We start from the raw sequence: 26,556 nt of genomic DNA, 5'->3' as shown, positions 1-26,556 counted from the left end.
CAAGCCTCCCCCGGCTGTCCGCCGTGAGTCTGTGTTCGCCGACGCGCCGCTCAGCGTGTCAGTATCCGTGTGCTCCCGCGGAAGCGTCGCAGGCGCGGTCGGTCCTGGGAGCGACGGCGGTCCTGACCCCGTCGAGGTTAGATTGCCTGGTCGAATATAGCGACCGTGTCGGCGCCGTCGACCACGGCGTGAGCGAGTTCGGTCAGACGCTGATTAGTGCGGCGGGCATGTGCGCGCAAGAGTGTGAAGGCCCGCCCGATGTCGATATGGCCGCGTTCGGCGAGGACGCCCTTGGCCTGCTCGATGACCACTCGAGAGTTCAGCGCTGTCTGCAACTGTTGATTGATCAGTTCCGAATGCATCAAAATCCGTTGCTGTACCAGGCCGATGGTCGCCACGTCCGCCAAAGCCTGAGCCATCGCTATGTCGGTGTCCGACATAGGACCCGCTTGGGAGACGAATAAGTTCAGGACGCCGATGCGTTCGTCACGAAGTCGGAGCGGCAGTGCTGCCGTCGTGCGAAAGCCGCATTCGATACTGAGTGCGGTGAATTCCTGCCGGCACGATTGCTCCACTGTGAGATCGTCGACGAAGAACGGCTCGCCCGTGCGGAATGCATGTGCCCATGGGCCGTTGTCAGTCTCCCGTTGCAACAACTCCAGAAGCCGGCTCTGTTCGCCGCTGACGGCCACCACATTCAGCCTGCCGGTGGTGTCGCTGAGCATGATGCCGGCCGCCGCGACCGGCAACAATGACAATGAACTGTCGCTGAGTTGCTGCGCCAATTCAGCGGCGTCGTAATCGGCGACCACGGTGTCAGCCAAGCGGACGAATGCCTGCGCCAGGCGTTCGCAATACGTCATACACACCCCCTCCCCGGAACGGATTTTACCGAAAAGGAATTTGTTTGACCGCCTTGCCAAGCGGTCGCCGATATCCTCCGGTCGACGTTCGAGGACGCCAATGCCCGCGGGGAAGGACTCCGCTCGGTCTGCATTTGTGACCACCACCGTTCGGCTATGCGTTCGGCTATGGCTCGTTGGTCCACAGACTCTCGGTCAGATCGTCGAGCGTCGCCAAAAAGGCCGAATCGTCGGCCGGCCATAGGACCGATCTGCTCATTCTTGTTCGTACGATCCAGCCGTCCGCATGGGTGAATCCAATGATGCGGGAATGGCATTCGTCGAGCGTTGTCATCGCATCGGCCGCCGGTGCATCGGGAGTGAGGTCCGGCAGTGTCATCGACATCAACGCTTCGGTAGTGAAGCCGAGCAACGCGGCGAATGCCGGGTTCGCGAAGAAGATGGCGCCGTCACGGTCGACCGCAAGCGCGGGAACCGGCATCCGCTCGAGCAGGACCAGCGCCGGCAGCTCCTTCAGCCGTTCCGCTGGCGTCTGGAGTCCCCTACCGCTGTGCCGATACCAGCGCTCGCGCCCATAGCCAGGCTGGCCGCTGCGGCGGTTGATCTGGTGCGGTCGGCTCCGAACCCATCCGGTGGGATCGAGCGTCGTCAGCCGGGGCAACTCCAACGCATATTGAGCAACTACTCCCGCCACCGGGGCGGACCCGGCAATGAGTGGAGGAGTACGCCGCCACCGCGCTCGATGCGCAGTCCCCTTGGGCCAGTGTGTGAGAAATTGAACCATAAGGCCGCCCCCGCCATCCCTGCACATCCGACGCCGACCGGGGGCCTGGGTAGCGTTGCTCAAATTACCGGACCGCCCATGCTCGACGCAATGGTTTTCGGTTTCCCTTTCGAGCGCGTCAGCGAATCCCGATGCCCGGCATCTGCCTACCGTGCAATTAGGTCGTCGCCCGACGTAATTTTTGCCCAACCACTTGCGCACCATAGGTTTCGCTGATGAGCGACTCGCTGACCTCGTGCGGATCCAGATCCGCCCGGAGGACGCCCTCGGAGGCCGCAACCCGGACCGGAGCGGTCATTTCCTTCCGTCCAGTTGGTGCAGACGTTTGACGCCGATTCATTGAATCATCCTGAGGCACAGCCAAATTGGTGAGATGTTGGGGCCACTCAGTTGGAAGTGAGGAGTTCTGCGGCCACGAATATGTTGTGAAAGCCGCTTTCTGACAACGGATCAGCGGTGGCGAGACTGGGGGCATTGGGGCCGGTGCGTGCGCCGGCGAGCAGCATGCGCAGTTCTTTCTTCCTTGGCTATCCACGCCGACAGGATCTGGCCGCTGCCGAATCCGTCGATGTTTGCGTTCCGCCGCGGCGTAAATCACTTGTCCAACAGAGGTTCCCGTGCGGTAACCAGACGATGACGGCGGGCTAATTCCGAGACCTCTTGGCGTCCAAGCGATCCCGCTTCGCACAGGTAACCGGCGGCGCACCTCGGTTGCTGCGTCGTTGGCGAGTCTGACCAGCGGTGGGCCTGTCAACTGGGATCGCGCGGAGCTGAGGTCTTGTTGATCGCCAGGGCAGTGCGTCGGCGGATGAATTGGTGGAAATACTCGGTCCGATCCGGCCGTATGATGCCGGTCAACACGACGATCCAGATTCTCTCCAGGTCGAGGAGGAACTCTTCCGGGTTGTCCAGATTGCCGGTCTGGCGCAGGCCCGCGTACAACGCCACGAACATGCGCGCGATGTCTTGCGGGTCGCACTGTTCAATGATGTCGCCGTCGGTGGCCGCGCGTGCGGCAATGGACGCGAGCCAGTCCATCCAGCGCCCGAACAACTGGACCTGCAGGCCCTCGAATCGGCCGACCGACTCGAGTAGATGCAGGCTCGCTCTGGCGGCATCTTCCGTGAGGTCCTCGACGGCAATGAGGTAGAAGGAGTCGATGAGGGTCTCAAGCCCAGAAAGTCTGCGGGCGACCAGGTCCTCGATCACCGCGATGTAGTTGTCGATCTGCTCGGTGATTACCGCCAACGCCAGGGCATGCTTGGAGTGGAAGTGGAAATACAGTGCCCCCTTGGTCAATTCGGCTTCCGCCAAGATGTCGTCGAGGCCGACTTGGTGGTATGCGCGCATCGCGAACTGGTGCGATGCGGCACGCAGGACCTCATACCGCGTCGCGTCCGCCGGCTTGTCGGTCGTACCGGTCACGGTCGAACCTCACGCGGTGCCCCGGGTGAAGAGTGATCGCGGCGCGGCCTCGCAGTCGCCGGCTTCGCCACCTGCATGGTCGGAAACGCTACCGGGCGGTTTCGAGGGCTACGGCTGGCGACACGGACCGGCGCCCGGGTGGAGTATTCGCCACGATGCTGTTCGACCATCCACGCACATCGTCCTTCCGAGGACATACTCATGGTAACTCGTCAGGCTAGAAATCATACTCTTAGAATGTTACGGGTTGTTGGGTGCAAGGAATTCAGGCTGATCGAACGTGTGCTCGTGGCCGCTCGGCGACCCTCGCGGCGATGGCACTGCGGCTCCTGCGCCGGGCGAACCGCATGGCAGGAGGGGTGATGCCCTGGTGGGGGCTACTTCGACGGGCGCGCCGTCATGTCACCGGCGAGGGAGACTTCAGGTAATCGACTACTCTAGACAGCATCCTAAAGGTACGTAATATCGCCCTCACGCAATGAATCGGTTTGTCGGCTGTCGGATCGCAGTCGCTGGGGCGGGATCGCCGTATGCGCGATGTGCGGCCCCAGAGGCGGCAACTGCCGATCAAGCCCATGGGAAGCGTGAGGAGAAGCACATGTCCTTCGTAACTGCACAGCCGGATACGTTGGCGTTGACAGCTAGCACCCTCCAGGCTGTCGGCTCTTCGGTAACGGCGAGTAATGCGGCCGCGGCCGCCCCCACCACCGGGGTGGTGCCGGCGGCTGCCGACGAAGTATCCGCGCTGACGGCGGCACAGTTTGCGGCTCACGCGCAGATGTATCAAGCGGTGAGCGCCCAAGCCGCCGCAATCCACGAGATGTTCGTGAACACGCTGGGCGTCAGCGCCGGTTCGTATGCGGTGACTGAGGCCGCCAACGCGGTTGCGACCGGCTAAAGAGGCAGCAGGTGTAGCCATGGCCATGGATTTCGCGGCTTTACCACCAGAAGTCAACTCCGGACGCATGTATGCCGGTCCGGGGTCTGGCCCGATGCTTGCGGCGGCCTCCTCCTGGGATTCGTTGGCCGCGGAGTTGCAGTCCGCGGCGGCCGCCTACTCGTCGGCGATATCCGATCTGACCAGCGAGGCATGGGTGGGTCCCTCGTCGACCACAATGGCGGCCGCTGCTGCGCCCTACGTGACGTGGCTAAACGACACGGCCGCGCAAGCCGAGCAGACGGGCCTGCACGCGAAGGCAGCGGCGGCCGCCCATGCGGCGGCGTTCGCGATGACGGTGCCACCGCCGGTGATCGCCGCCAACCGCGTTCTGCAGGCCAGCCTGATCGCGACGAACATCCTGGGCCAGAACACCCCGGCAATCATGATTACCGAGGCGCACTACATGGAAATGTGGGCTCAGGACGCCACCGCGATGTACGGCTACGCCGGAGACTCGGCGGCCGCATCGACCCTGACGCCGTTCACGCCGCCGCCGACCACGACCAGCCCGGCCGGCGTTGGTAACCAGGCTGCCGCGACCGCACAGGCCTCCGGGACCTCGGCCGGGACCGGGCAGGGATCCATATCGCAGCTGATCACCTCTTTGCTGAACAGCTTCGCATCACCGGGTACCTCCCCGACCGGCCTCGCCGCGGCGCCGACACCGACGCCCACGCCCACGCCGACGCCGACGCCCACCGGCGGTGGCCTCTTCGGCACGATCGACCCCTCAAATCTCGTGCAGAGCATGGCGTCTCAGTACGGCTTCCTTCCCGGGCTGTTCGGCATGTTCATGGGGGCCAACGCACTGGGGCCGCTCATGGCGACCCCGATGAATATGGCTCTGACCTCCGCGGGCGCGTCAGCCGCCGCGCCGATCGCCGGCCTGTCGCCCATCGCTGGCTTGCCGGGTATTGCCGCGATGCCGGGCATGGCGGCGGGGTCCCTGGGGGGAATGGCCGGCGGGGGGGCGCTGTCGGCGGGTCTGGCATCGAGTGTGGGCGCGGCAACCTCGGTCGGCGCATTGTCGGTGCCGCCGACCTGGGCCGTCGCCGCGGCGACACCGTTGGAAGCACTGGCTCCGGCGGCCCTTCCGATGGCGATGTCGGCCGGCGAAATGGGCGGCGTCGGAATGGTCGGCGCCCCAATGTTCCTGAGCGCGTTACCCCGTGCCGCGATGGCGGCAAGCTCAAGTGGCCCGGTAGCTGTCGCCGGGTTGGGCTCTGCCGCAAGCAAGTACGACCCGCCCCTCAAGGTGGTCTCCCGGCCGGCCGCGGCCGGGTACGCCGCCGAATCGACCGACCCGCCGATCACCAAATACCGCTACCCGACGGTCGACGGGTATTCGCTCAACGGGCACACGCCCGCCGGCTACCGGGCGGCGATCGTCTACTTGCCGATCACCGACGACGAACCGGCCACCGTATGACGGGCCGGGAAGGCCCCCGCGCGCTCCAGCGCGGTCAGATCCGCCGGACGCAACAACCAACTGTCACTTAGACAACCTCAAGGTAAGGAGATGAAATGCCAACACGTTTTATGACCGATCCGGACGCGATGCGTTCGATGGCGGGCCGGTTCGATGTGCACGCCCAGACCGTCGAGGATGAGGCCCGCCGGATGTGGGCGTCATCGACCAACATCTCCGGCAGCGGCTGGGGTGGCCTGGCCGAACGCACGTCCTACGACACGATGGGCCAGATGCAGACCGCGTTCCGCAACATCGTGACCATGCTGCACGGCGTACGGGACGGCCTGGTTCGCGACGCCAACAACTACGAGCAGCAGGAAACTGCCTCGCAACAGATATTGAGCAGCTGAAAGTAATTGGGAGACGAGTGCTATGACGATCAACTATCAGTTCGGTGACGTCGACGCGCATGGTGCGCTGGTGCGTGCCCAGTCGGCCTCTCTCGAGGCAGAGCATCAGGCGATCGTGCACGACGTGCTGGCCGCCGGAGACTTCTGGGGCGGCGCCGGCTCGGTGGCCTGTCAGGAGTTCATCACCCAGTTGGGACGCAACTTCGCGGTCATCTACGAGCAGGCCAACGCCCACGGCCAGAAGATTCAGACCGCGGGCAACAACATGGCCAGCACCGATGCGGCTGTCGGGTCCAGCTGGGCCTAGCAGCACCGAGCCGAACCCGGAGACATCTGATGGCCGTGTTGTCAGCCGTAACCGCAGAAGCCCGGGTGCCGACGGGATCGGCCGGGATTCGCTACCGACTCGCTGCTGCCGAGCTCGGTGAATCCCGCCGGGTCGGCGGCACGTGGCGGGGACGGGTTGTCGGAGTGGGGGACCGACCGTGACGACCGGTTACCGCGCGGCCGATACTCAGGGGCTGTTGCAGCGGGCTGAAGCTCCGCCTCGGCGCCACGCGCCCGTCGAGCACCCGGACGTCGCATCCGCCGTTCTGCGTCCGGCGGTGAGCGGTTGGAATCAACGGCTGCGCTCCCAGTCGGTAGTCAAACCCGGAGGGGCCGAACTTGATTCGTCGCGCACCGAGCCCCGTGACTACTTCGCGACGCTGTCTCTTCGGGCACGATGGCAGCACCGGTACGGCAATTGGCTGCTGGTCTCCGATGGCATCGTCGTGAGTGTTGTTGTGGTGGCGGCGCACATTCTGCGGTTCGGCAACATGACGAGCGGCAGCCTGTGGACGGGGCACACGTCGGTTTCCTACTTGGCCGTCTCGGTGCTGATCGGGTCGATGTGGGCGCTGGCGCTGACGATTTATCACACCCGTGCACATCAAGTGATCGGGGCCGGCCCCGAGGAGTTCCGTCGGGTGTGGACGGCGACGTTGTCACTGTTCGGAGCCATCGCCGTCGTCTCGACACTGTTCAAACTCGACATCGCTCGCGGCTATCTTGCGGTCGCGTTTCCGCTCGGACTACTCGCACTTTCGGTAAACCGCCACCTGGCCCGGAGGTATATCGCAGGGCAGCGCCGCAACGGCCGATTCATGACTGCCGTGCTGGCCGTCGGCGGGGCTGAATCGGTCACAGACCTTGCGCAGTCGCTGGCACGGCATCCGGCTGACGGTTACACCGTGGTCGGTGTCTGTACCCCCGGAGTTCCCCAGGACGAAGACTTCACGCTTATCGTTCCCGGACTTGGTCCGCTGCGGGTGTTCCCCTACGAGGCCGACATCCGATCCGCCATCACGGCATCGCAGGCTGACACGGTCGCATTGACCTCGTCAGGGGAGTTGGGGCCGGAGGGAATCCGCGATCTGTCATGGCAATTGGAGAAACTCGGCGTTGATCTCGTCGTCTCTCCGGGAATCGTCGATGTCGCAGGTCCGCGACTTACCGTGCGGCCGGTGGCCGACTTGCCGCTGATTCACGTGGACAAGCCGAAATACCACGGGGCCAAGCGCTTTCAGAAGCGGGCGTTCGACGTCTGCTTTTCGCTGGCGGCGCTGCTGGCGGCATCGCCCGTCATGGTGGTTGCCGCGCTGGCGGTAAAGGCGACCAGCCCGGGACCGGTGCTCTATCGGGCGGAACGCATCGGCCTCGATGGTGTGCCGTTCTGCATGATCAAATTCCGCACCATGGTCGACGGTGCCGACCGCAGGCTGACGGAGGTGGCCAGTCTCAACGACAGCGTCGGCGGGGTGCTGTTCAAGGCTCGCGAGGATCCCAGAATCACCAGAGCGGGAAAGATTCTGCGTAGGTACAGCATCGATGAACTCCCACAGTTCATCAACGTCCTTCGTGGCGAAATGAGTGTGGTCGGCCCCCGGCCGCCACTGCGATGTGAAGTTGAGACTTACGACCATAGGGTCCGTCGTCGGCTGCTCGTGCGTCCGGGCATCACCGGACTGTGGCAGGTCAGCGGCCGATCTGATCTGTGCTGGGACGACTCGGTGCGGTTGGACCTGTCTTATGTGGAGAACTGGTCGATGCTCAACGACTTGGTGATCGCCGCGAAAACGATCGGGGCGGTCTGCGGTGCGAACGGCGCATATTGATCCCGCAATAAGTCATCCCAACAACGATTCTGCCGCTGAAAGCGAACACCGGACGGAAAGGTGGGCCATGCGTCGAAATGCGTTCCCGCACGCGGTGGTAACCGGGATCGGCCTCGTCACACCGGTCGGTCGCGGAGTCGATGACTTCTTCGCTGCATTGTGTGCTCCGACCTCCGGCCTGGTACGCCCACCAGCGGGGCACTTCGCGGCAGGCTTGGTCGACGCGGTCGGTATCGCCCCGCAGATCGACGCCTTCAGTGTGCTTCCCGACAACGATGCGGTTGTGGCAGACCGCTTCTCGGTGACCGCATTGGCTGCTGCCGATGATGCGATCGCAGATTCCGGCATCAGGATCGGTGTCGATGTCGACCCGTTGCGGGTCGCAGCGGTCATAGCCTCGGCCACCGGCGGCATGGAAACGTTCGAACGGCAGGCGATCATGCAGCACAACCGCGGGTTCGACGCGGTGGACCGCCATCTGTTCAACGGATTTCTGCCGAACATGGCGGCGGCCCGCATCGCCATCAAACACGGTATCCGCGGACCGAGCTTCGCGATCGCTTCGGCATGTACGGCCAGCGCGCACGCGATTGCCGAGGCGTTACGGCTGATCCGTGCGCGGGACGCCGACGTGGTGATCTGCGGTGGCACCGAAGGCCCACTGGGGCCCACCGGCCTGGCCGGGTTTCGCAACGCCGGCGCACTCGCCACCGGATGGGCCGAACCGGCCGCCGCGAGCAGGCCGTTCGACACCGACCGTAACGGCTTCGTGACGGCCGAAGGCGGCGGCGTACTGGTGATCGAACGTGGCGATCTCGCCGATGCGCGCGGCGGCAGCGGATACGCCGATCTCATCGGCTGTGGCGCCACAAGCGATGGCTACCATCTGGCAATTCCGCGACCGGATGCCAGTGGCATCGCCGACAGCATGCGCCTCGCGTTGCGCAACGCGGGTGTCGTACCCGCCGAGATCGGCTATCTGAATGCCCACGGCACCAGTACCCGAATCGGTGATGTCACTGAGGCAAAGGGCATCCGCGCGGTCTTCGGCGAGCGCCAGCCAATGGTGAGTTCGACGAAAGGCGTCACAGGGCATCTCCTGGGCGGGGCCGGCGTGGTCGAGGCAGCCGCAACCGTGCTCGCACTGGCGCGCGAGCAACTCCCGCCGACGATGAATCTGGACGCGCCGGACAGCCGGTGCGATCTCAACCACCTTCGCGACCACGCGGTCGCGAAGTCCGTTGAGATCGCGATGTCCAACTCGTTCGCCTTCGGCGGGCACAACGTGTCCCTGGTCTTCGGCGCCGCATCTACCCGCCGTCGGCGCGAAGCCCCGGTTCCGGTCGAGGAGGCCTGAGGTGGTAGCAGCGTATTCCGGTCGGCCAGCGGCCGATGCCTACGAGAACGACGAGGAAGCCATGACACACACCATCTTCTCCGACGCCGACATCGCCTTCGCGGACACCGCCGGGGTCGGCGAGGTGATGGCCGACTTCGCCGCCGCGGCGCGACATGCGGCTGACCTCCCGGCCATCGTGCACAACGGGAGGGCTATCACCTATCGAGAACTTGCGGCACGGGTCTGCCGTACCGCGTCGCGCTACCGGCGGCGTCGATCCGCCGCGGAACGGCCGGACGCTCTGATCGGCGCGCTGGTCTCGCCGACACCCACCGTGGCGGAGCACCTGCTCGCGATGCTGCAGTCCGGCGAAACCTACTGCCCGATCGACGCGGCTCTGCCCGCCGGGCGGAAGATGGCGCTCGCCGCGGCACTCGGGGTCGACCGTCTCGTGACGCTGGCCCCCGAACACTGCGGGGTGACCAACCTGCGGCTCCAAGACCTTGACGAGACCCCAGTAGCCCGCGGGGACCTTTCGTGGGAGCAGGACCATCCTGCATACATGCTGTGCACCTCGGGCTCTACCGGGGCGCCGAAACCGGTGGTGATCTCCCAGCACGCACTGGCAGTCACGGTGCGCATGCTGCGGCGGTTATTCGCGCTCACCCCCAACGACCGGGTGCTCCAATTCGCCTCGCTGGGCTGGGACACCTGCCTGGAGGAGATGTTGCCGGCATTGACCGCCGGCGCCGCAGTCGTTTTCGACGACGCGGCACACTCGGGCTCATTCCCGCGTTTCGTCCGCATGGTGGCGGAACGCGGAATTACGGTACTCGATTTGCCGACGGCGTTCTGGCACGAACTGGTGCTCTTCCTGCATGAAGAACGCGAGACCCTGCCCGACTGCGTCCGGCTGGTGGTGATCGGGGGCGAGCGGGTCGATCCAACCCGGCTGCGGCAGTGGCGGAATCTCGACACCGGACAGGTGATGCTGCTCAACACCTATGGGTGCACCGAAACGACGATGGTGACGCACGCAGTCCGGCTGAGTGGCCCGGGCACCGAACGGGGAGTCGCGGCTCACGAGGGCGAGGTGCCGCTGGGGCGTGCCCTGGCGCATGTGCGCGATCACGTCAGTGACGACGGTGAGTTGCTGGTGGCTGGCCCCAACCTGGCCACCGGGTATCTCGGCTTGCCCGAGCTCACCGCGATCGGCTTTCCGGTTGCTGACTACGGCTTTGGGCCGACGCGCTGGTTCCGAACCGGTGACGTGGTAGTCCGTCGCGATGCCGGCTTGCTGTATCCGCGGGGGCGCCGCGACGACCAAGTGAAGGTCCTCGGCGTGCGGGTCCATCCGGCTGAGGTGGAGGCACAACTGCAAACCCATCCTGCGGTCGCGGGTGCGGTCGTGGTCGGTGAGCGGAGGCTCGGGCACATGACGTTGTGTGCGTACGTGGTCGCGGCAGCCGGTACTACGGCGGCCGAGTTGAGACGACATCTGCGTGAGCGGCTACCCGCGCAATTCGTACCAAGTCGCGTGCAATTCGTTGCTGCCCTGTCCTATACGAGCAGCGGAAAGATCGATCGGGCGGCGACACGACAGGCTGCAACCGATTGCCACAGTAGAGGAGTATCTCGATGAGCGCTGATTTCATCGTCCAGGTCTTTCGCCGCATTCTCGACACCGCGGACGTGGATACCGATTCCGATTTCTTCGAACTCGGGGGCGATTCTCTGCTCGCCACCCGAGTGCTCAGCGCGATCGCGCGGGAGTTCGGCACAGAACTGATGTTTGAGGACTTCGTCGACGATCCCTGCGCGGACGGACTTTTTGCGAAAGTCGCAGGTGCGACGCGATGAACGGGGCAGCTTCGCGGGTTGTCGTGGTGGGCGCCGGTCTGGCTGGGCTGACCGCAGCGGTCGAATTGGTCGCGGCCGGGGCGGAGGTCACCGTCCTGGAGGCGCGTGATCGGGTAGGCGGCCGGGTACACGGAGTTCCGGTGGCCGACAACGTCGTCGCCGATGCCGGTGCTGCGTATCTGGGTGTCCGGCACACGGAACTGCTTGCGCTGCTGCGCAAGCACCGACTCGGTCTGGTCCCGACCGGGATGGCCGGAGACAGCACGTTCCTGATGTACGACAATCGGACGACATCTGCGAATCGGATGCCCCCGCTGCGCGGCGTCGCGCTCGGCAAGTTGTTCGACCGGCTCGAGGAACTCGTCGGCCAAATCGACGCCGAGGCGCCATGGCGGAGCCCACGAGCCGAATACCTCGACCAGATCACCGCCGGTGACTGGATGGACGATCAGGGTGTGCATCCGGATGCGCGCACCTTCTTTCCACTGTTCATCGGCGAGATGATGGCGGCTGACCCATCCGCGATCTCCGCATTACACATGGCCTTCTACTTGCGTTCCGGCGGTGGAATCCGCTATCTCAACGCCTTCGAGGGCGGCGCCCAGCAATGGCGGATCGACGGCGGCGCTCATCGGCTGTGCGCCGCGCTCAGCCAGCGGCTCGGTCAGCGAGTACTACTGGGGCATCCGGTGTATGCGATCGACCAGAATGCCGGCGGTGCGGTAGTGCGTTGCGTTTCGGCGGCTGACCGCGCCCGACAGGATTATCCCGCTGATCGTGTGGTGGTCGCAGTCCCGCCACTGTTGGCGCAACGCATAGAGTTCCGGCCAGGTCTGCCGACGCCGCGCGCGACGGCGGCGACCCGCCCAGGTTGCGCGACCAAGGTGCATCTGACTTTTCCGGCTCCGCTATGGCGCAAGCACGGATTGTCCGGATGGTCGCTGAGTACCAATGGGCCGCTGCTGTCGACAGTCGACGATTCCCCGCCAGACGACTCCGCCGGGGTGCTCACCGGCTTTGTGACCGGCGCCGCGACCTCGTTGTTCGGCGAACTGTCGTCAACCAAGCAACGTGACGCTGCAGTCGCGCACGTGCATCATCTTTTTCCACAGCTGCCGGCGCCGACTCGATGCACCGTCACCGACTGGCCGGCCGAGAAGTACAGCAGGGGAGGATATGCCGCCCTTTTCGGTCTCGGCGACTGGCTGCGCCTCGGCCCAGCGCTGACCACACCGCATGGCCGAGTCCACTGGGCGGGAACCGAAACCAGCTTGGAGTTCTTCGGTCTGATGGAGGGAGCCATCAGGTCGGGCCGGCGGGTCGCCGCCGAACTGATTCACGCGGCCGAACCGGCGACCGTGCCGCCAGAGGTCGTCGTCCGATGACCGCGCTCGAAGAATCGGTGCCTGCCGAATTCATGCCCGCCACCGATCAGCCGTATAACTATGTGCGCAAACGCTTGTCCGAGCCGGATTGGTGCCGTTTTCCGGGCTGGGCGGGAGTCACCGAGGCGCAGTGGCGCGATCCGCAGTGGCAACGGGCGCACTCGGTGAAGAACATCGCAGAGCTGCGTAGGGTGATGGGTGACCTGCTCGACGAATGCTTCTATGCCGACTTGGCCGCCGATCAGCAGCGGCGGGCCACCATGTCGATGCTGCTGCCGCCGCAGATGCTGAACACCATTGCCTCGCACTGCGTGCCCGAAGGCGGCGGGCTCACCGATGCGTTCTACGCCGATCCGATTCGGCGTTACATGTTGCCGCTGTTCAGCGATCGTGACGTGGAGTGGGGATCGCACCCCTACGCTCAACGAGACTCGTTGCACGAGAGCGAGATGTGGGTAGTGGAGGGCTTGACGCATCGCTATCCGACCAAGGTACTCGCTGAACTGGTGGCAACCTGTACGCAATACTGCGGGCACTGCACGCGGATGGATCTGGTCGGCAACTCCACACCGACGGTCAGCAAAGCCAGGCTGGGCCTGCGCCCTGATGACCGGCAAGGCCGGATGCTGGACTACTTGCGCGCGACACCGACGGTCCGGGACGTGGTGGTCTCCGGCGGGGACGTCGCGAACGTTCCCTGGCCCCGGCTGGAATCGTTTCTCATGCAGTTGCTCGACATCGACACTATCCGTGACATTCGCCTGGCGACCAAAGCGCTGGCCGGGCTGCCGCAGCACTGGTTGCAGCCCAAGGTGCTCGAAGGAGTCGCCCGCACGGCGCGTGTTGCGGCCGACCGCGGGGTCAACCTGGCGATGCACACCCATATCAACCACGTGCAGTCGGTGACGCCGCTGGTCGCGGAAGCGACGCGAGCCCTGCTCGACGCCGGGCTGCGAGACGTGCGCAACCAAGGAGTGTTGTTGCGCGGGGTGAACACCACCGCCGACGACCTGCTGGACCTGTGCTTTGCGCTGCAGGGCGAAGCGAACATCCTGCCGTACTACTTCTACATGTGCGACATGATCCCCAACGCCGAACACTGGCGGATCGCACTGGGAGATGCGCAACAACTGCAGTCGGCGATCATGGGTTATCTACCGGGCTTCGCGACGCCGCGGCTCGTATGCGATGTGCCCTACGTCGGCAAACGGTGGGTCCACCAGGTGGTGGAATACGACCGGACGCTGGGAATCTCGTACTGGAGCAAGAACTACCGCACCGGCCTGGATGCCATCGATGTCGATGCATTCAATCAGGTCTACCCGTACTACGACCCGATCGACAGCTTGCCCGCGGCCGGGCAGGCGTGGTGGCGGAGCAACGGCGAATGCGCCACGCATTTCCGGCAGAACGGCTCAGGCGGCCCGGGTGCGGTCGCACACACCGTGATTGAGCCGCAACAGCCTAGCGCAGCGTTCCCCGTGAAACTCCAGACCCGATCCGGCTTCATGCGGAGGGAGACATGATGACCAACGCGAAGGAATTGCCCCGGGAGCTCAGGAGGGATGTGATCCTCTATGAACTCAATGAGGTTCCGTGGCGTGTAGTCGACTACTACATCGAGCGGCGCCCCGACTCCCACCTGGCCGCGCTGGTCCGCGGAGGCGAGTCGTTGACCACGCGCCACGATGATTCATTACACCTGAGTCCATGGCGGACGTGGCCCAGCTTGCACACGTCGACTTATGACCACAACTCGTTTGATCTGGGTCAAGATCCTGCCACGTTTCGCGGTGACCCGATCTGGGACGTCGCAGACCGAGCAGGTCTCAGCGTGGGAATCTTCGGTCCGATGCAGAGTTGGCCGGCCCGGCAGTTTCGAAGTGGTGGTTTCTACATCCCCGACACCTTCAGTCAAGACAGCAAGACATATCCCGCCGCGTTGGAGAGATTTCAACGATTCAACCTGGCGATGACCTTCGAGCAGGGTTTCTCATCGAACACGCCACTGAAACCGACGGCGTTACTCGCTGAGGGGTTTGATCTTGTTCGGCGCGGGCTCACACTGCGATCGGCCTGCACGCTCGTCGCCCATCTCGTCAGCGAGAAGCGTGATAGCCGATACAAGGCCAGGCGATCGGCCCTCCAGGCTCTGCCCGCTTTCGACCTGTATTGGCGCCTGCATCAGACGTACCGACCGCGGCTCAGCATCTTTTTCACCAACCACGTGGCAGGCATGATGCACCGCTACTGGGGCGATGCCATGCCCGATTACGCCTACGAATACGAGACTGATGAGGTGTACGGCAATTTCATCATGACCGCGATGGATTACACCGATCGGCAGTTGGGTCGCATACGTAAGCACCTGGCAGCCAATCCGGCATCGATGTTGGTGATTGCGGCGAGCATGGGGCAGGGCCCGATACCGACCGGATTCACCGACCGCGATCTGTTTGTTCTCGAGGATCCCGCGCAGCTGCTCTCGCGGCTCGGTCTGAAACCCGCCGAGGTCCGTCTGGCGATGTATCCGGGCATCTCCCTGGTGTTCGCTGATGATGTCGCGGCGCGCGAGGCGATCATTCCCCTGGAGTCGGTGCGGACCAACAACGGCAGGCAGCTGTTCAGTTCGGCGGAACTTCCCTGCAGACAAGAAGGCCGGAGCGTAACGTTCATGATCAATCTCGACGCGGAGTCGCGCCAACGCACCCGATTGCGTTATCTGCCAATCGGCGCCGATGCCGAGGCGATCGGGACGCCGGCAGACCTGGGGTTGGCGGTGCGTCAGAGACTTGGCGGAGGCAACACCGCCTATCACATCCCGCACGGGATGCTGCTGGCCTATGGCGCAGGTATCGCCCCGGATTCATCGCGCAAAGAGGTCGATGTCCTGGACGTCGCCCCATCGCTACTGGCCAATCTCCTCAACGTCCCGCCGGCACGGACGATGCGGGGAAGCCCGAGTCTGTTCGCCCAGGGTCGGCTCCACTCGGCAAGTGACACAAGCGATTCACGCACCCCGGCCTAGGTTCCGGCCCGGACCGAGTGGTGCCGGGCCAGAGGCATTACTCGGTAACTTCTGCTACGGCGGCGACGTCCACCGACGACGCCCGTTTACGCGCCTCCCACGGCGCGAAATAGGCCAGTCCGAGCGAGGACGCCAGAATCGTTCCCACCGCCAGGCCGACGGCGATGCCGGTTGCGCTGCGGAATAACAATGCGCCGCAGCAGGAAGTCGAGAGCGTCGCCGTCATCAGCACGATCTTGAACCGCACCACGGCCGAGCTCCGATTGAACGTTCTGAGAAAGACACCCAACGCGAACGCGACTGCGGTTGCGCAATACTCGATCACCACGATGGGAAGCACCTGCCGTGCGGGTTCGAACGATTCCCCCAGCAGGTAAGCGCCGATGCTGCCCGGCAACGAACACAGCACCACGCCTACGATCACAGCCAACGCGGCGATGCCGCCCAACAGTCGTAAGGAGGCGAACCAGACGGTCCGGGGCGGGGCGGAATCGCGGGTGCTCTCCGAGATAACGACCAGCTGCAGGGCCGATGCCAATATCGCAATGGGCGACAGCAGGACAGTTGCACCGCGGAGCGCCGCCGTCGCCGTGGCGCTCACAAGTGCCGCGGCCATCGCGAGAACCAGGAAGACAGTGGTCTGCTCGAGCCCAGCATCGACGCCGTACCTGATGCGGTGTTGCCAGCCGGCCGTCGCCCATCGTCGCAGACCGGCGACCCTGGGCCGTACCCGGAGATCGGTCGCGATACCAACAGCGGCAATCAGGCCGAGGCTCGCCCACCCTCCGATCAACCAGGACACTGTCGAGATCTTCAGCCAGGCCGAGACGATGAGCAGAACAGTCCCCAGAAACCAGACGCCATCCCAGATCGCCGCGACGTGCGGTCGGCCTTCGGCAATCGTGACGTACCGCAAGACGTCCTGGCACAAAACGATCGGCGCAGCGACGCCGAGCAGGAGAGCGGGAAGGCCGAGCGTGCGCCCGAAGAGCACCATCACGGCGAGCGCGGCGCAGCCGATCGCTAAGCCGGCGGAGATGGCGAAGGAACCCTCCCGGCGTATTCGCTCGGTCGTCTGATCGGACTTCAGCAGCAGCGGAGTGCCGAGCGCGCCCCGTTGCGTCACCAGGATCGCGATGAGGGCGGTGATCATCAGAACGATTCCGCCGAACTCTTCTGTCGTGGACACGACCGCGACGGCGAATGTGAAGATCCCGTTGCTGGCGCTGGAGAAACCCTGGTCGATCGTCGCCGAGAAGATCCGGGCCCGGCGGCTCGATTTCGCGGGCGCCATTACTGTTTCGGCGTCGCTTTCACCGACCCGCAGGCGGGAGACCCGCCGGCTGCCGGAGCCGGTGAAGGTTTCGCTGTGACGACCCATGCGCTGCACCTCGCCGTGAATCGAGCGCTAGCCGTAGAGGAAAACGAAATACAACAGCAACGCCGCCAGCACCGTCACGATGATCGCCACGATCATCCGCGTCATGAGCGGTGTGTTCCCTGAACCCTTTGTCCTTGATCTCATTGTCGGCGCCGCGCCCCCGGGTTGTGCCAGGCATCCGAACGTAGCCGGACTTGCCAGCATCCAGCTTCTCACGAAATAGCGCTGTCGGACCGCGAAAACAACGGCGAGGGGAAGAGTCTTGCGGCGGCGTCAACGCAGTGTGGGCGTAGCGACGAGAAATACGCTCAGGAATCCGATCATCGCGAATGCTGTGCCATAGAGCAGATTCAGCGCCAGTAGTCCGCCAACTCGGGCGGCGAACCGTAGTGCCTCAGACATGGTTTCAATGGCCGGCCAGGGCTGGAAAACCGATGTCAAAGGAGCCGCCGTGGAGAGGAAGCCGGCGGCCACCGGCGTCAACACGGGGTAGTAGTGCGGATAGACCGTCAATGCGGCCACCAGCGCGCAGGCGCCACAGTTCCCGGCGATCACCAGCCGTATCGACGGTTGCCGGAAATAGAACAATGACAACAGGACTGCCGCGCCGGCGCCGCCGACGCACATGAGCGGCAGCGCAGTCATCCGGAATGCTCGTCTGTCGCGCGGGGCCGTCGACGACGTCTGATGCTCACGAACGCTCCCGCGACGACGCCGGCAGCGGCGCTCACCGGGATCAATGCCATGCAGGGCAAGCCCCACATCGGAGCACTGCCGATCGTCAGCGTCGTGATCACGCTGATACTGCACAATGCCCCGGATCCGCCCCACACGGTCGCCAGCAGGCGAGGTTGTGCCCGAACCGCGAGCATCCAACCCAGAGCGAACGATGCTGCCGCGGTGAACAGCAGCATCGAGATCCATCGCTGCGCCAGCAGCGGCCACATCGACGCGGACACTTCGCGGACCGCGACACCGACCGCCGCGCCGGAAGCAACGTAGGGCCACAGTCGAGAGGCGCGGTTCCTTGGCGAAACAGTCACCACCGCGCGATCATATTCCTGTGTCCCGCTATCGGACCCAGGCCCGGCTGGATTTCCGCGGTCTTGCGGACGGTCCGGCGCCGGCCCGTTTCGGTCCTGGCGCCGCCTTATCGACAGCCGACCCGCCCGACGATCCCACTACGCACCTGAGCGTCGTAAGCGGAAAACTGACGAACGCGCCTACCGTCGGCGGTCGTGCGGCCGGCTACTACACGTCGGCGAACCTGGGGGCGCCGATCACCGCCATCGGCGCTCGCTGGACGTTCACCGCGCGGCGTGGGACACCGGGTGTGATGGCGCTGCTGGTCTCTCAGACGGCACTGGACTGGCCGCTGCCCATGCATCTGGTCGTTACCCCCGACAGGTGGAGCTTCGGCGTCTGGCCCCCAGCGGGCGCCACACCGAATGGACTTCAGACGCTGCGATCGGGCTGCTTTCGCCGGCCGCTCGACCAGGACGGCACCCGGGTCTATGAGGCGCGGGCCGACCTCGACGGCGACCGGGCGGACATCGAGCTGCCGGACGGCCGACACCAGAGCGTGCGCGATCCCCGCATCGGCGAGTGGGCGGGACCGTTCGCGACATTCGAGGCCTACGCCAATCACGGCTTGACCGACTCGCAGGTGGGATTCACCGAAATCTGGGCGGAGAGCGCGGGGCCGGTGAGCCCTGGGATCAGCCCGGCGTGCCGCGCTTGAACAGCATGTCGGTTTGGATTGCCCGCCCGTTCTCATCGCTGACGGCGCCGTAGCTGCGGACCAGCTCAAAGCCCCGTTCGCGCAGCCATCCGGTGAGCTCGTCGGCCAGCACCTGCCCTTCGTACAGCTCGATGAACGAGCCCTCCGCGCAGACGTAGGTGAAACGGTCGAGCAGTTCACCGCAGCCGCGCAACGCCTCCAACTCGTAGCCTTGAACGTCGAGCTTCAGCAGCGCCGGTTCGTCGATGGAACCGCCGTCGAGAAACTCGGACAGCGGGCCGATTCGGACCGTCTCGGTGCCCACTTCACCGGTGCCATGAAAGAGCTGCCGCTGGGTGGCGGTGATGGGCAGCAACGACGACGAATCATCATGGCCGGAGACGTGCATGGTGGATTCTCCGCTCGCCGGGGCCAGCGCGGCGTGGTGCAGCGTGACCCGTGGCTCGTGGGCGAAGACCCGCTGGAAGCGCGCCGCGGGCGCTGCGAGCGGTTCCAGCGAGACGATCCGCGCGGCGGGGAAGGCATGCCGGGCGAAGAGCGCGAACTGGCCACGGTTGGCGCCGACGTCGACGACAGTGCGCAACGTCAGCCCCGCGAGTCCTTCGCGGTGCTCGACGGCCGCGGCGACCCGATGCCGCAGCAGGGCGGTTCTATACGGCGCCACCCGCAGGATGGCGAGAAGTTTCGCCGAGCGTCTCATGCAGCGCCTGCCTCTCCGATCGCCTCGGCAATCGATGTGATGAATCCGAGTGCAGCACCCCGCGCTTCGAAGTTGTCCAGGAAGCAGGCCTGCGCACGGCGCCGCATTTCTGCACGTTCGATGTCGGGCAGTGCTATCCAGCGCTGCAACAGCGAGATGGCGCCGGGGAGGGTGTCGGTCTCGACAAGGCCTGCGTCGCAACGCTGAATCTCGCGCCAGATGTTCACTTTGTCGCTGATGAGGACGGGCAGACCACACGCGAGCGCCTCAGCGATCACAATCCCGAAGTTCTCGGAATGCGATGGCAGCACAAACGCATCAGCTGATCGGTATGCGCCCCACTTGGCGTCGTCATTCAGCATCCCGAGAAAGGTGATGCGATCTGCCACTCGCAGCGATTCGGCGAGCATCCGCAGCTTGGTCTCCGTTCCCGATTCGTCAGGTCCGGCCACGACCAAGTGGAGCCGCTCATCTTGATGGCAGACCTGCGCGAACGCCTCGATCAACAGGTCGCATCCCTTCTTGGGATGCAACCTGCCGAGGAACAGCAGGGTGCGACGGCCTTCAAGGTGCGGGTTCTGCGCCAGGAAAACCTCGCGCTGACGCGCCGGATCGCCCGGCGGCCGTTCGATCCCGATACCGACGATGGCTTCCCGCGCCTGGTAGGGCGTGAACGCGGTCCGGGCCAGCCGCCGTTCCTCCTCGCAGGTGTAGAGCACGGCTCGGGCATCGCGGAGTGTTCGATGCTCGACTAGCCGCCAGTAGAGCGATTTCTTGAGGTGTTTACCGGGATAGCGCTGCTCGAACCAGGGATCCAGCGCGCCATGGACGAAAAGGAAGTACGGCACCCCGGTTCCGCGGCACGCCGCGTGCACCGCTCGGCTCTGGTATTGCCAGATGCCGTGGACGGTCACGGCGTCGTAGTCGGTGACATGCCGTTGCAGCCACAGTCTCAACTGCCTTGAGTAGCCGTATCTTCCGCGTGCCGGACCGAAGGGGCGCGGAGTGCCGGGCAGGTCGGTGAGCCACCGCGCTGACGGGGGATCCGTGGTGACCACGTCGACGCAATGCCCCAACTCGGTTAGGCTTCGGGTGAGCTGATTGACCACGACGCACGGGCCCCCGTAGGTCGGGTTGAGTGTGCCTGCTACCTGAAGCAGACGTACCGGCGGCATCTCACCGGCCTCGGTGCCGTCGCAATCGCCACGCACGACCCAGCGGGCCGTCCCCGATCGACGCCCTGTCGATGACATTCGCCCGCCCGGCGCCCATCACCCGGCTCACGGTGTTGAGCTTATACGCCGGCGGCCGCTGCGCCAGCCCGTTCGGCGGGGTTGGCGATACTGGATAATTTCTCGCGGATTTAACCCAGGTCCATCGCGGTGCCGATACCGTCGTCACATCGAATAGACGGGATTGGAGGGCGAAGTGGCAGATCGTCGTCCGAACAAGTGGCTGTCGGTGGTCGCCTGGCTGTTGCCGAACTGCGGCGCCAAACACTGGGCATTGCGGTTGTTGGGCAACGACATCGGACGTGACGTCGTTCTCGCGCCCACCCTGGTGCTCAATTGCGGTCCGTTCGCCCTCGCCGACGGGGTCGTGTTGGGGACCCTCAACATCTTCAAATCGCTATCCAGCGTCGAGGTCGGCCGGAAAGGGTTCATCGGCAATTTCAACCAGTTCACCGCGGCCGCCGATTATCAGCGATACAGCCCGCTGGTGGGCAAGTTGTTGATCGGGGAATTCGGGGTCATCACGAACCGCCACTACGTCGACTGCTCCGGGCAGGTCATCCTCGAACCGGCCGCGGCGGTGGGCGGTCTGAAGAGCATCATTCAGAGCCACGAACTCGATCTGGTGGAGAACAAGACGGAACCCGGCCGGGTCATCGTGGGCAGCATGGCGGTGACCTCAACCGGCTGCATCCTCCTCAAGGACTCGGCCCTGCCCGAACGGTCGGTGCTCGCAGCGGGTTCGGTGCTTCTCAAGGCCAAGAAGGGCGAGACCATGCCGATTGCCGCCCTGTACGGCGGAGTTCCGGCGCGCCTGATCCGGCAGATCGAGAAGTCTGCGGTCTGGGATCGCGCCGAGAACTACACGGAGGTGACACCCTTCGATGACGAAAGATTCCGTGGGCAGTAGCGCGGGCGCAGAGAGCGGTTGCGGTGCTGGCTGATTCAGTGCTTGGAGTTCGGATGGCTCTCGACGAGTCGCCGGCACCAGCCTTCGTACTCGTTCAGTGCCCGTTCCGCGCCCAGCAGCTGGCAGGCATAGCGCCGGCCGGAGATGCCTAGTCGCTTGCCGGCGTCGTGATCGTCAGCCAACCGCACCGCCGCGCCGAGCAGCGCGGCCGGATCTCCGGCGGGGACCACGACACCGGCGCCGGCGTCCCGAATCTCGGCGGCAGTCACTCCATTGATGTCTGTGGCGGCCAGCACCGGGCGACCGGCCGAAAAATAGGAAGTCAGCTTGCTGGGCACCGCCATTTCACCCACCCCCGGGCGTTCATTGACCAGTAGAACGTCCGCACACGCGAGCGTCTGACAGTAGTCCTCCTCGGCCAGCGGGGCCTTGAACTCGATCCGTTGTACGCCGTCGGCCGACTGCTGCAGGGCTCGGCGCTGATTGCCGTCGCCCAGCAGCACGAATCGGATATCGACCCGCTGTTCGTCGGCGAGCCGAGCCGCCGCGACGACGTTTTCCAGGCCCTGCTTCGCGCCCATGTTGCCGCTGTGCAGAACGATGCGTTCTCGCGGCAGCCAGCCGTGTTTGATGCGTATCGCCGCCGTGTCGGCGGTACTCGGCGCCTCGACGTGAACCCAGTTTCGGATGACGGCGATTCGGTTTGGGTCTACCCCCATGCTGGCTGCGGCCTGCGCAAAGCGGTCGTGGATGACGGCGGTACCCGTCGCACGGTTGAAGACCGCACCCTCGAACCGGGCTGCTGATCCGGCCATCACGGCAGGCATGGCCGTGGTTTCGGCAATACCCTTGCCGTACAGGTCCTGGGCAATGATGCCCACCGGAATGCCGGCCCTCCTGGCGCGGGAGATGACCATGGCGCTGGCCAGCAGTGCTGGACTCACGGTGAGGACGACCTCGGGCTTGTTCCAGCGCGCAGACACCGCGCGGGCACCGAAGGTTGTCTCGAAAACCACCCGGTTGCGGGTCGTGGGGTTGGCGGGTACGTAGTGCGCGAAGCGTCGCACGGCGACGCCGTCGATCGCACGCGCCGTTCCCGACGAGCCGCGATAGGCCGGATCGACGCGCCACTCCGGGTAATGCGGAAGGCCGGTGAGAACCTCGACATCATGTCCGCGAGCCGCCAGACCGACAGCCATAGCGGTGGTGTACGGCGCGATGCCGGATCGCTCCGGCGCATAGTTGATGCCGACGATGCTGATGCGCACGGTCAGGTCCTCGCCGCGCCGGCATTCGCGCGGTACCACGCCACCGTCGACTCAATACCGTCGCGCAGCGGGATCTGAGGTTGCCATCCCACGCCGCGTAACAGGGAGACGTCCAACAGCTTGCGCGGAGTGCCGTCCGGCTTGGTTGTATCCCAATCGGTTTCGCCGGTGTAACCGACAGCGTCGGCCACCATGTCGGCGATGTCACGGATGGTGTGGTCGACGCCGGTGCCCACGTTGACGTGGGTCGAACCGTCGAAATGCTCCAGCAGACACAGGCACGCGCGCGCCAGGTCGTCGACATGCAGGAGTTCTCGTCGCGGTTCTCCGCTGCCCCAGTTCGTCACCCGAGGGGCACCACTGGCCCGGGCCTCTTCGTACCTGCGGATCAGGGCAGGCAGTAGATGCGAGCCTGACGGTGAGAAATTGTCACCCGGTCCGTAGAGATTGGTGGGCATCGCAGAGATCCACGAAAGTCCGTACTGACGTCTGACCGCCTGCACCTGAAGGAGACCGGCGATCTTGGCGATCGCGTAAGCCTCGTTCGTCGGCTCCAGCGACCCTGTGAGCAGCGCACTTTCGGTGATGGGCTGCCGACTGAATTTCGGGTAGATGCACGACGAGCCCAGGAACAACAGTCGCGGCACCCGGGCGGCCAGTGCGGCGTCGAGCAGATTGACCTGGATCTGGAGGTTCTCGGAGAGAAACTCGGCGGGTTGGCTGCTGTTGGCCATGATGCCGCCGACCTTTGCCGCCGCGTCGATGACGACGGCGGGTCTGGTCGTGAGAAGGAAGTCGAATGTCGCCGCTCGGTCCGTCAGATCGAGTTCGTCGCGGTTCCGCACAACAAGTTTCGTGAATCCCTCCGCGTGGAACCTGCGTTCCAGAGCCGACCCGACCAGGCCGCGGTGTCCGGCGATGTACACCGGTGCGGCACGGTCGAGCGTGCCTGCGGAGATCCCGGCGCTCATGGCAGGCCGGCCGGTGTCGGCACGTCGATCCAGGGCTTGCCTTCGCACTCCAAGGCCGCGATATCCGCATCCACCATGAGCTGCGCCAGTCCGGCCGTGTGGGTGACGGCCTTCCAACCGAGCACCTCCGCAGCCTTGGCGGCGTCGCCTATCAGTGCGTCCACCTCGGTGGGCCGCAGATACCGTTCGTCGAATTTGACATGCTTCTGCCAGTCCAGCCCGGCGTGGTCGAATGCGGCCTGGGCAAACTCTTGCACGGTGTAGCCGCGGCCGGTGGCCAGCACGAAGTCGTCCGGGTCAGAAGCTTGCAGCATCCGCCACATCCCTTCGACGTATTCCGGCGCATACCCCCAGTCGCGAATCGCACTGAGATTGCCCATGTAGACCTCGGACTCGATTCCGGCTTGGATGCGTGCCGCAGCGCGAGTGAGTTTGCGGGTCACGAACGTCTCACCGCGCCGCGGCGATTCGTGATTGAAGAGGATGCCGTTCACGGCGAACAGGCCGTACGCTTCGCGATAGTTGCGGGTCACCCAGTACGAGTACACCTTGGCCGCGCCGTAGGGGGACCGCGGATAGAACGGCGTCAGTTCGTTCTGCGGCGGGGGCGATGCACCGAACATCTCTGATGAGGACGCTTGGTAGTAGCGACACTGGACCCGGGACAGCCGAACCGCTTCGAGCAATCGCATGGAGCCCATACCGGTGGTGTAGCCGGTGTGCACCGGTTCGTCGAAGCTCACCCGCACGTGCGACTGTGCGGCAAGGTTGTACACCTCGTCGGGTTCGATGGCTCCCAGCAGTGTGACCAAACGGGTACCGTCGCTGAGATCGCCGTAGTGCAGGAACAGTCGTGCGCCGGGGTCGTGCGGATCAACGTAGAGGTGATCGATCCGCACCGTGTTGAACGTCGACGCACGCCGAATCAGGCCGTGGACTTCATATCCTTTGCGCAGCAGTAATTCCGCGAGGTAAGACCCGTCTTGTCCGGTGATCCCGGTGATCAGCGCTCGTTTCGGCCGGGATCTCACGGTCGTGTCCCCGTTTGTGGTGTTGTTGTGTCGCTCCATCGATAGCCTCGCAGACAAGGAGAGAAACAGTGCAGTGTCAGGCGTTTCGGTCTCGCGCCTTCATGGCGGGCGAGTCCGGCCGCGTCGCCGGAGACCCGTTGGGCGAAGTGGTTGACGAGGTTGCGGATGCCGATCGGGGCAGCCGCGACCGCACTGCAGGCGCGGACGCCGCCAGCGGGTGACTCTTGGGTAGACGCGCATCGTTGAGCACCACTCCGACGAGTTCGGCACCGACGGCGGCGAGTTGGGCGGCCGATTCATAGCATTCGGAGATTTTCGATCGGCCCTGTCTGACGACCAGCAGAACCCCATCGGTCCACTGCGCGAGCTCCTCGGCTTCCGGACCGTCGGACAGCGCGGCAGCGTCCACGATGACGTAATCGAAGGGGCCCACCAAGCGGTCGAAGAATATCCCGCACGCGCTGGACGCCAGCAGGTCGGCGAGGGTGTCGTCGCTCATGCCTCCGGCGCTGATCACTTTCAAGTTATCGATCGTCGACGGTTGCAGTAGTGGAATCTGGGTGCGGATGGCGTCAGCGAGCCCTGGGCCTTCGAAATTTCCGGTACGTTTCGCCACCGCAGGATGGTCGAGATCGGCGTCGACGACGACCACCGTGCTGCCACTCTCGGCTAATGCGGCTGCGAGATTGAGTGCGAGCGTGGACTTTCCTTCGCCTCTACGGGGACTCGTCACCAGGATCGTGGTAAGCGAACGTTTCGCATGCGCGACAGCCAGGGCAGTGCGCAGATGCCGGAATGCTCCGGCCGCCGCGGTGGCCGGAGCCCCGAAGTCGATGGTCTTCTCAGCGCCGAGGATGTCGTCATGAGGGATGCACCCGAGCAGGCTTGTTCCGAAGAGACTCTCGATGTCCCGCTCGTCGCGGACGGTGTTATTGAGCCGCTCACGGGTCAAGGCGGCGGCCGCGCCGATCACCAGACCGCCGATCGTTGCCAGGATCACGTTCATTAAGGTGTTCGGCGCCACGGGATTTGGATTGACCGTGGCCGGGGTCACGGTACTGAGCCTGGCGGCCGGGTGCCCTCCGCCGTTGGGGACTTCCAGGAAGGCGACGGTGTCGGTGATCGCATGGGCCAGTGCGCCGGCAAAGCGTCGGGCTACTTCGCGATTCTTATGCTGGGCGCTGATGGTGAACATTTCGCTCTCCGGCACCACCGCGGATCGCACCGATGCCCGCGCCTCAGCTGTCGTCATGTCAAGGCCGACATCGTTGATTGCGCTCGCGATCACCTCGTCGGCGTAGGCCAGTTTGACGTACGAGGTGACCCGGCCCGCCGCGCCCAGCACATTCTCGTAGGGCTGAGCACGGCCTTCACCGTTCGTACCCGCCGTCACGTACAGGGTGGCGGTGGCTTCGTAGACCGGCGTCTGCAGCGAACACACGAGCAGTGTCAGCAAGCCGAAGACGACCGGGATGCCCATGGTGAGTTTCCACTCGCGGACAAGGACGTTTAGCCAGTCTCGCTTGCCGGCCGACTCGGTAGATCGCATCCCGGGTCCCTCATCTCAGCGGCGATAAGAGTCATACTGCATGATTTACCCGGATCTAACATACCGCGTGTTGACCTTTGAGAGTATCCCCTCAGATGATGGTTATGTCGGCCGATCGCTCGAGACGAACGGTGGAGATGGTCAGCATGTGCAGCAGCGGAAGGCCCTGCGG

General features: G+C 64.7%; 25 protein-coding genes. 13 read left to right on the top strand and 12 right to left on the bottom strand.

What is annotated here, in order from left to right; translation table 11 throughout:
- Nucleotides 1-137: 137 nt before the first annotated feature.
- The 3 genes from A5648_RS17645 to A5648_RS17635 all read right to left on the bottom strand — a co-directional run bounded on the left by A5648_RS17645 (nt 138) and on the right by A5648_RS17635 (nt 3,072).
- Entirely contained in the window at nt 138-863 is a 726-nt protein-coding gene (locus A5648_RS17645; protein WP_065025774.1) for a GAF and ANTAR domain-containing protein, read from the bottom strand.
- A 166-nt stretch (nt 864-1,029) separates the two neighbouring features.
- The gene (locus tag A5648_RS24120; protein WP_165607365.1) at nt 1,030-1,524 is read right to left on the bottom strand and encodes a PAS domain-containing protein; all 495 of its coding nucleotides are present in this window, start codon (nt 1,522-1,524) and stop codon (nt 1,030-1,032) included.
- A gap of 873 nt (nt 1,525-2,397) precedes the next feature.
- Nucleotides 2,398-3,072 carry a TetR/AcrR family transcriptional regulator gene (locus tag A5648_RS17635; RefSeq protein ID WP_065025773.1) on the bottom strand — a complete coding sequence of 225 codons (675 nt, stop codon included), beginning with the start codon at nt 3,070-3,072 and terminating at the stop codon, nt 2,398-2,400.
- A 598-nt stretch (nt 3,073-3,670) separates the two neighbouring features.
- Between A5648_RS17635 and A5648_RS17630 the strand changes: the two genes are divergently transcribed.
- The 11 genes from A5648_RS17630 to A5648_RS17580 all read left to right on the top strand — a co-directional run bounded on the left by A5648_RS17630 (nt 3,671) and on the right by A5648_RS17580 (nt 15,601).
- Nucleotides 3,671-3,970 carry a PE family protein gene (locus A5648_RS17630; protein WP_064855046.1) on the top strand — a complete coding sequence of 100 codons (300 nt, stop codon included), beginning with the start codon at nt 3,671-3,673 and terminating at the stop codon, nt 3,968-3,970.
- Nucleotides 3,971-3,989: 19 nt separating this feature from the next.
- Nucleotides 3,990-5,441, top strand: coding sequence for a PPE family protein, SVP subgroup (locus A5648_RS25005; RefSeq protein WP_082966561.1), 1,452 nt, complete (start codon nt 3,990-3,992; stop codon nt 5,439-5,441).
- Nucleotides 5,442-5,536: 95 nt separating this feature from the next.
- The gene (locus tag A5648_RS17620; protein WP_065025771.1) at nt 5,537-5,833 is read left to right on the top strand and encodes a WXG100 family type VII secretion target; all 297 of its coding nucleotides are present in this window, start codon (nt 5,537-5,539) and stop codon (nt 5,831-5,833) included.
- A 22-nt stretch (nt 5,834-5,855) separates the two neighbouring features.
- Complete coding sequence (locus A5648_RS17615) at nt 5,856-6,140, top strand: WXG100 family type VII secretion target (protein ID WP_064853237.1); 285 nt, start codon at nt 5,856-5,858, stop codon at nt 6,138-6,140.
- 178 nt (nt 6,141-6,318) lie between these two features.
- Entirely contained in the window at nt 6,319-7,989 is a 1,671-nt protein-coding gene (locus A5648_RS17610) for an exopolysaccharide biosynthesis polyprenyl glycosylphosphotransferase (protein WP_267887836.1), read from the top strand.
- Nucleotides 7,990-8,056: 67 nt separating this feature from the next.
- Complete coding sequence (locus tag A5648_RS17605) at nt 8,057-9,346, top strand: beta-ketoacyl-[acyl-carrier-protein] synthase family protein (protein WP_065025770.1); 1,290 nt, start codon at nt 8,057-8,059, stop codon at nt 9,344-9,346.
- 61 nt (nt 9,347-9,407) lie between these two features.
- Entirely contained in the window at nt 9,408-10,970 is a 1,563-nt protein-coding gene (locus A5648_RS17600; RefSeq protein WP_065025868.1) for an AMP-binding protein, read from the top strand.
- Nucleotides 10,967-11,188 carry an acyl carrier protein gene (locus tag A5648_RS17595; protein WP_065025769.1) on the top strand — a complete coding sequence of 74 codons (222 nt, stop codon included), beginning with the start codon at nt 10,967-10,969 and terminating at the stop codon, nt 11,186-11,188. Before A5648_RS17600 ends, A5648_RS17595 begins: the two co-directional genes overlap by 4 nt.
- Nucleotides 11,185-12,573 carry a flavin monoamine oxidase family protein gene (locus tag A5648_RS17590; protein ID WP_065025768.1) on the top strand — a complete coding sequence of 463 codons (1,389 nt, stop codon included), beginning with the start codon at nt 11,185-11,187 and terminating at the stop codon, nt 12,571-12,573. Before A5648_RS17595 ends, A5648_RS17590 begins: the two co-directional genes overlap by 4 nt.
- Nucleotides 12,570-14,099, top strand: a complete 1,530-nt coding sequence (locus A5648_RS17585) for a KamA family radical SAM protein (RefSeq protein ID WP_234787466.1) — start codon at nt 12,570-12,572, stop codon at nt 14,097-14,099. The genes A5648_RS17590 and A5648_RS17585 overlap by 4 nt, the downstream gene beginning before the upstream one ends.
- Complete coding sequence (locus A5648_RS17580; protein ID WP_131810595.1) at nt 14,096-15,601, top strand: hypothetical protein; 1,506 nt, start codon at nt 14,096-14,098, stop codon at nt 15,599-15,601. The genes A5648_RS17585 and A5648_RS17580 overlap by 4 nt, the downstream gene beginning before the upstream one ends.
- Nucleotides 15,602-15,638: 37 nt before the next feature.
- Here the strand turns inward: A5648_RS17580 and A5648_RS17575 are convergent, their stop codons facing one another.
- From A5648_RS17575 to A5648_RS23835, 3 genes are all read right to left on the bottom strand, one after another.
- On the bottom strand, nt 15,639-16,982 hold the full coding sequence (locus A5648_RS17575; protein WP_131810594.1) for a hypothetical protein: 1,344 nt from the start codon (nt 16,980-16,982) through the stop codon (nt 15,639-15,641).
- 273 nt (nt 16,983-17,255) lie between these two features.
- Nucleotides 17,256-17,627 (bottom strand): hypothetical protein, encoded by a 372-nt coding sequence (locus A5648_RS17570; protein WP_065025765.1) that lies wholly within the window; start codon nt 17,625-17,627, stop codon nt 17,256-17,258.
- Nucleotides 17,624-18,028, bottom strand: coding sequence for a hypothetical protein (locus tag A5648_RS23835; RefSeq protein WP_131810593.1), 405 nt, complete (start codon nt 18,026-18,028; stop codon nt 17,624-17,626). Before A5648_RS23835 ends, A5648_RS17570 begins: the two co-directional genes overlap by 4 nt.
- 17 nt (nt 18,029-18,045) lie before the next feature.
- On the opposite strand from A5648_RS23835, the gene A5648_RS17560 reads away from it, so the two are divergent.
- Complete coding sequence (locus tag A5648_RS17560; RefSeq protein WP_065025763.1) at nt 18,046-18,723, top strand: hypothetical protein; 678 nt, start codon at nt 18,046-18,048, stop codon at nt 18,721-18,723.
- Here the strand turns inward: A5648_RS17560 and A5648_RS17555 are convergent.
- Entirely contained in the window at nt 18,701-19,423 is a 723-nt protein-coding gene (locus A5648_RS17555; RefSeq protein ID WP_065025762.1) for an FkbM family methyltransferase, read from the bottom strand. The two genes, A5648_RS17560 and A5648_RS17555, sit on opposite strands and share 23 nt — an antisense overlap.
- Entirely contained in the window at nt 19,420-20,598 is a 1,179-nt protein-coding gene (locus A5648_RS17550) for a glycosyltransferase (RefSeq protein WP_065025867.1), read from the bottom strand. Before A5648_RS17550 ends, A5648_RS17555 begins: the two co-directional genes overlap by 4 nt.
- Before the next feature lie 253 nt (nt 20,599-20,851).
- Here A5648_RS17550 and A5648_RS17545 point away from each other — a divergent pair, with 253 nt between their 5' ends.
- Nucleotides 20,852-21,565, top strand: a complete 714-nt coding sequence (locus A5648_RS17545; protein WP_065025761.1) for a hypothetical protein — start codon at nt 20,852-20,854, stop codon at nt 21,563-21,565.
- A gap of 35 nt (nt 21,566-21,600) precedes the next feature.
- Here the strand turns inward: A5648_RS17545 and A5648_RS17540 are convergent, their stop codons facing one another.
- The 4 genes from A5648_RS17540 to A5648_RS17525 form a co-directional block, all read right to left on the bottom strand.
- Entirely contained in the window at nt 21,601-22,833 is a 1,233-nt protein-coding gene (locus A5648_RS17540) for a glycosyltransferase (protein ID WP_065025866.1), read from the bottom strand.
- A gap of 2 nt (nt 22,834-22,835) precedes the next feature.
- Nucleotides 22,836-23,804, bottom strand: coding sequence for a GDP-L-fucose synthase family protein (locus A5648_RS17535; RefSeq protein ID WP_065025760.1), 969 nt, complete (start codon nt 23,802-23,804; stop codon nt 22,836-22,838).
- The gene (gmd, locus tag A5648_RS17530) at nt 23,801-24,835 is read right to left on the bottom strand and encodes a GDP-mannose 4,6-dehydratase (RefSeq protein WP_234787465.1); all 1,035 of its coding nucleotides are present in this window, start codon (nt 24,833-24,835) and stop codon (nt 23,801-23,803) included. Before gmd ends, A5648_RS17535 begins: the two co-directional genes overlap by 4 nt.
- Nucleotides 24,836-24,911: 76 nt before the next feature.
- The gene (locus A5648_RS17525; RefSeq protein ID WP_082966560.1) at nt 24,912-26,384 is read right to left on the bottom strand and encodes a polysaccharide biosynthesis tyrosine autokinase; all 1,473 of its coding nucleotides are present in this window, start codon (nt 26,382-26,384) and stop codon (nt 24,912-24,914) included.
- Nucleotides 26,385-26,556: the final 172 nt, after the last annotated feature.

Source organism: Mycolicibacter sinensis (genome assembly GCF_001673565.1).
Taxonomy (GTDB): Bacteria; Actinomycetota; Actinomycetes; order Mycobacteriales; family Mycobacteriaceae; genus Mycobacterium; species Mycobacterium sinense_C.
This window is presented reverse-complemented; position numbering and strand designations above follow the sequence as displayed.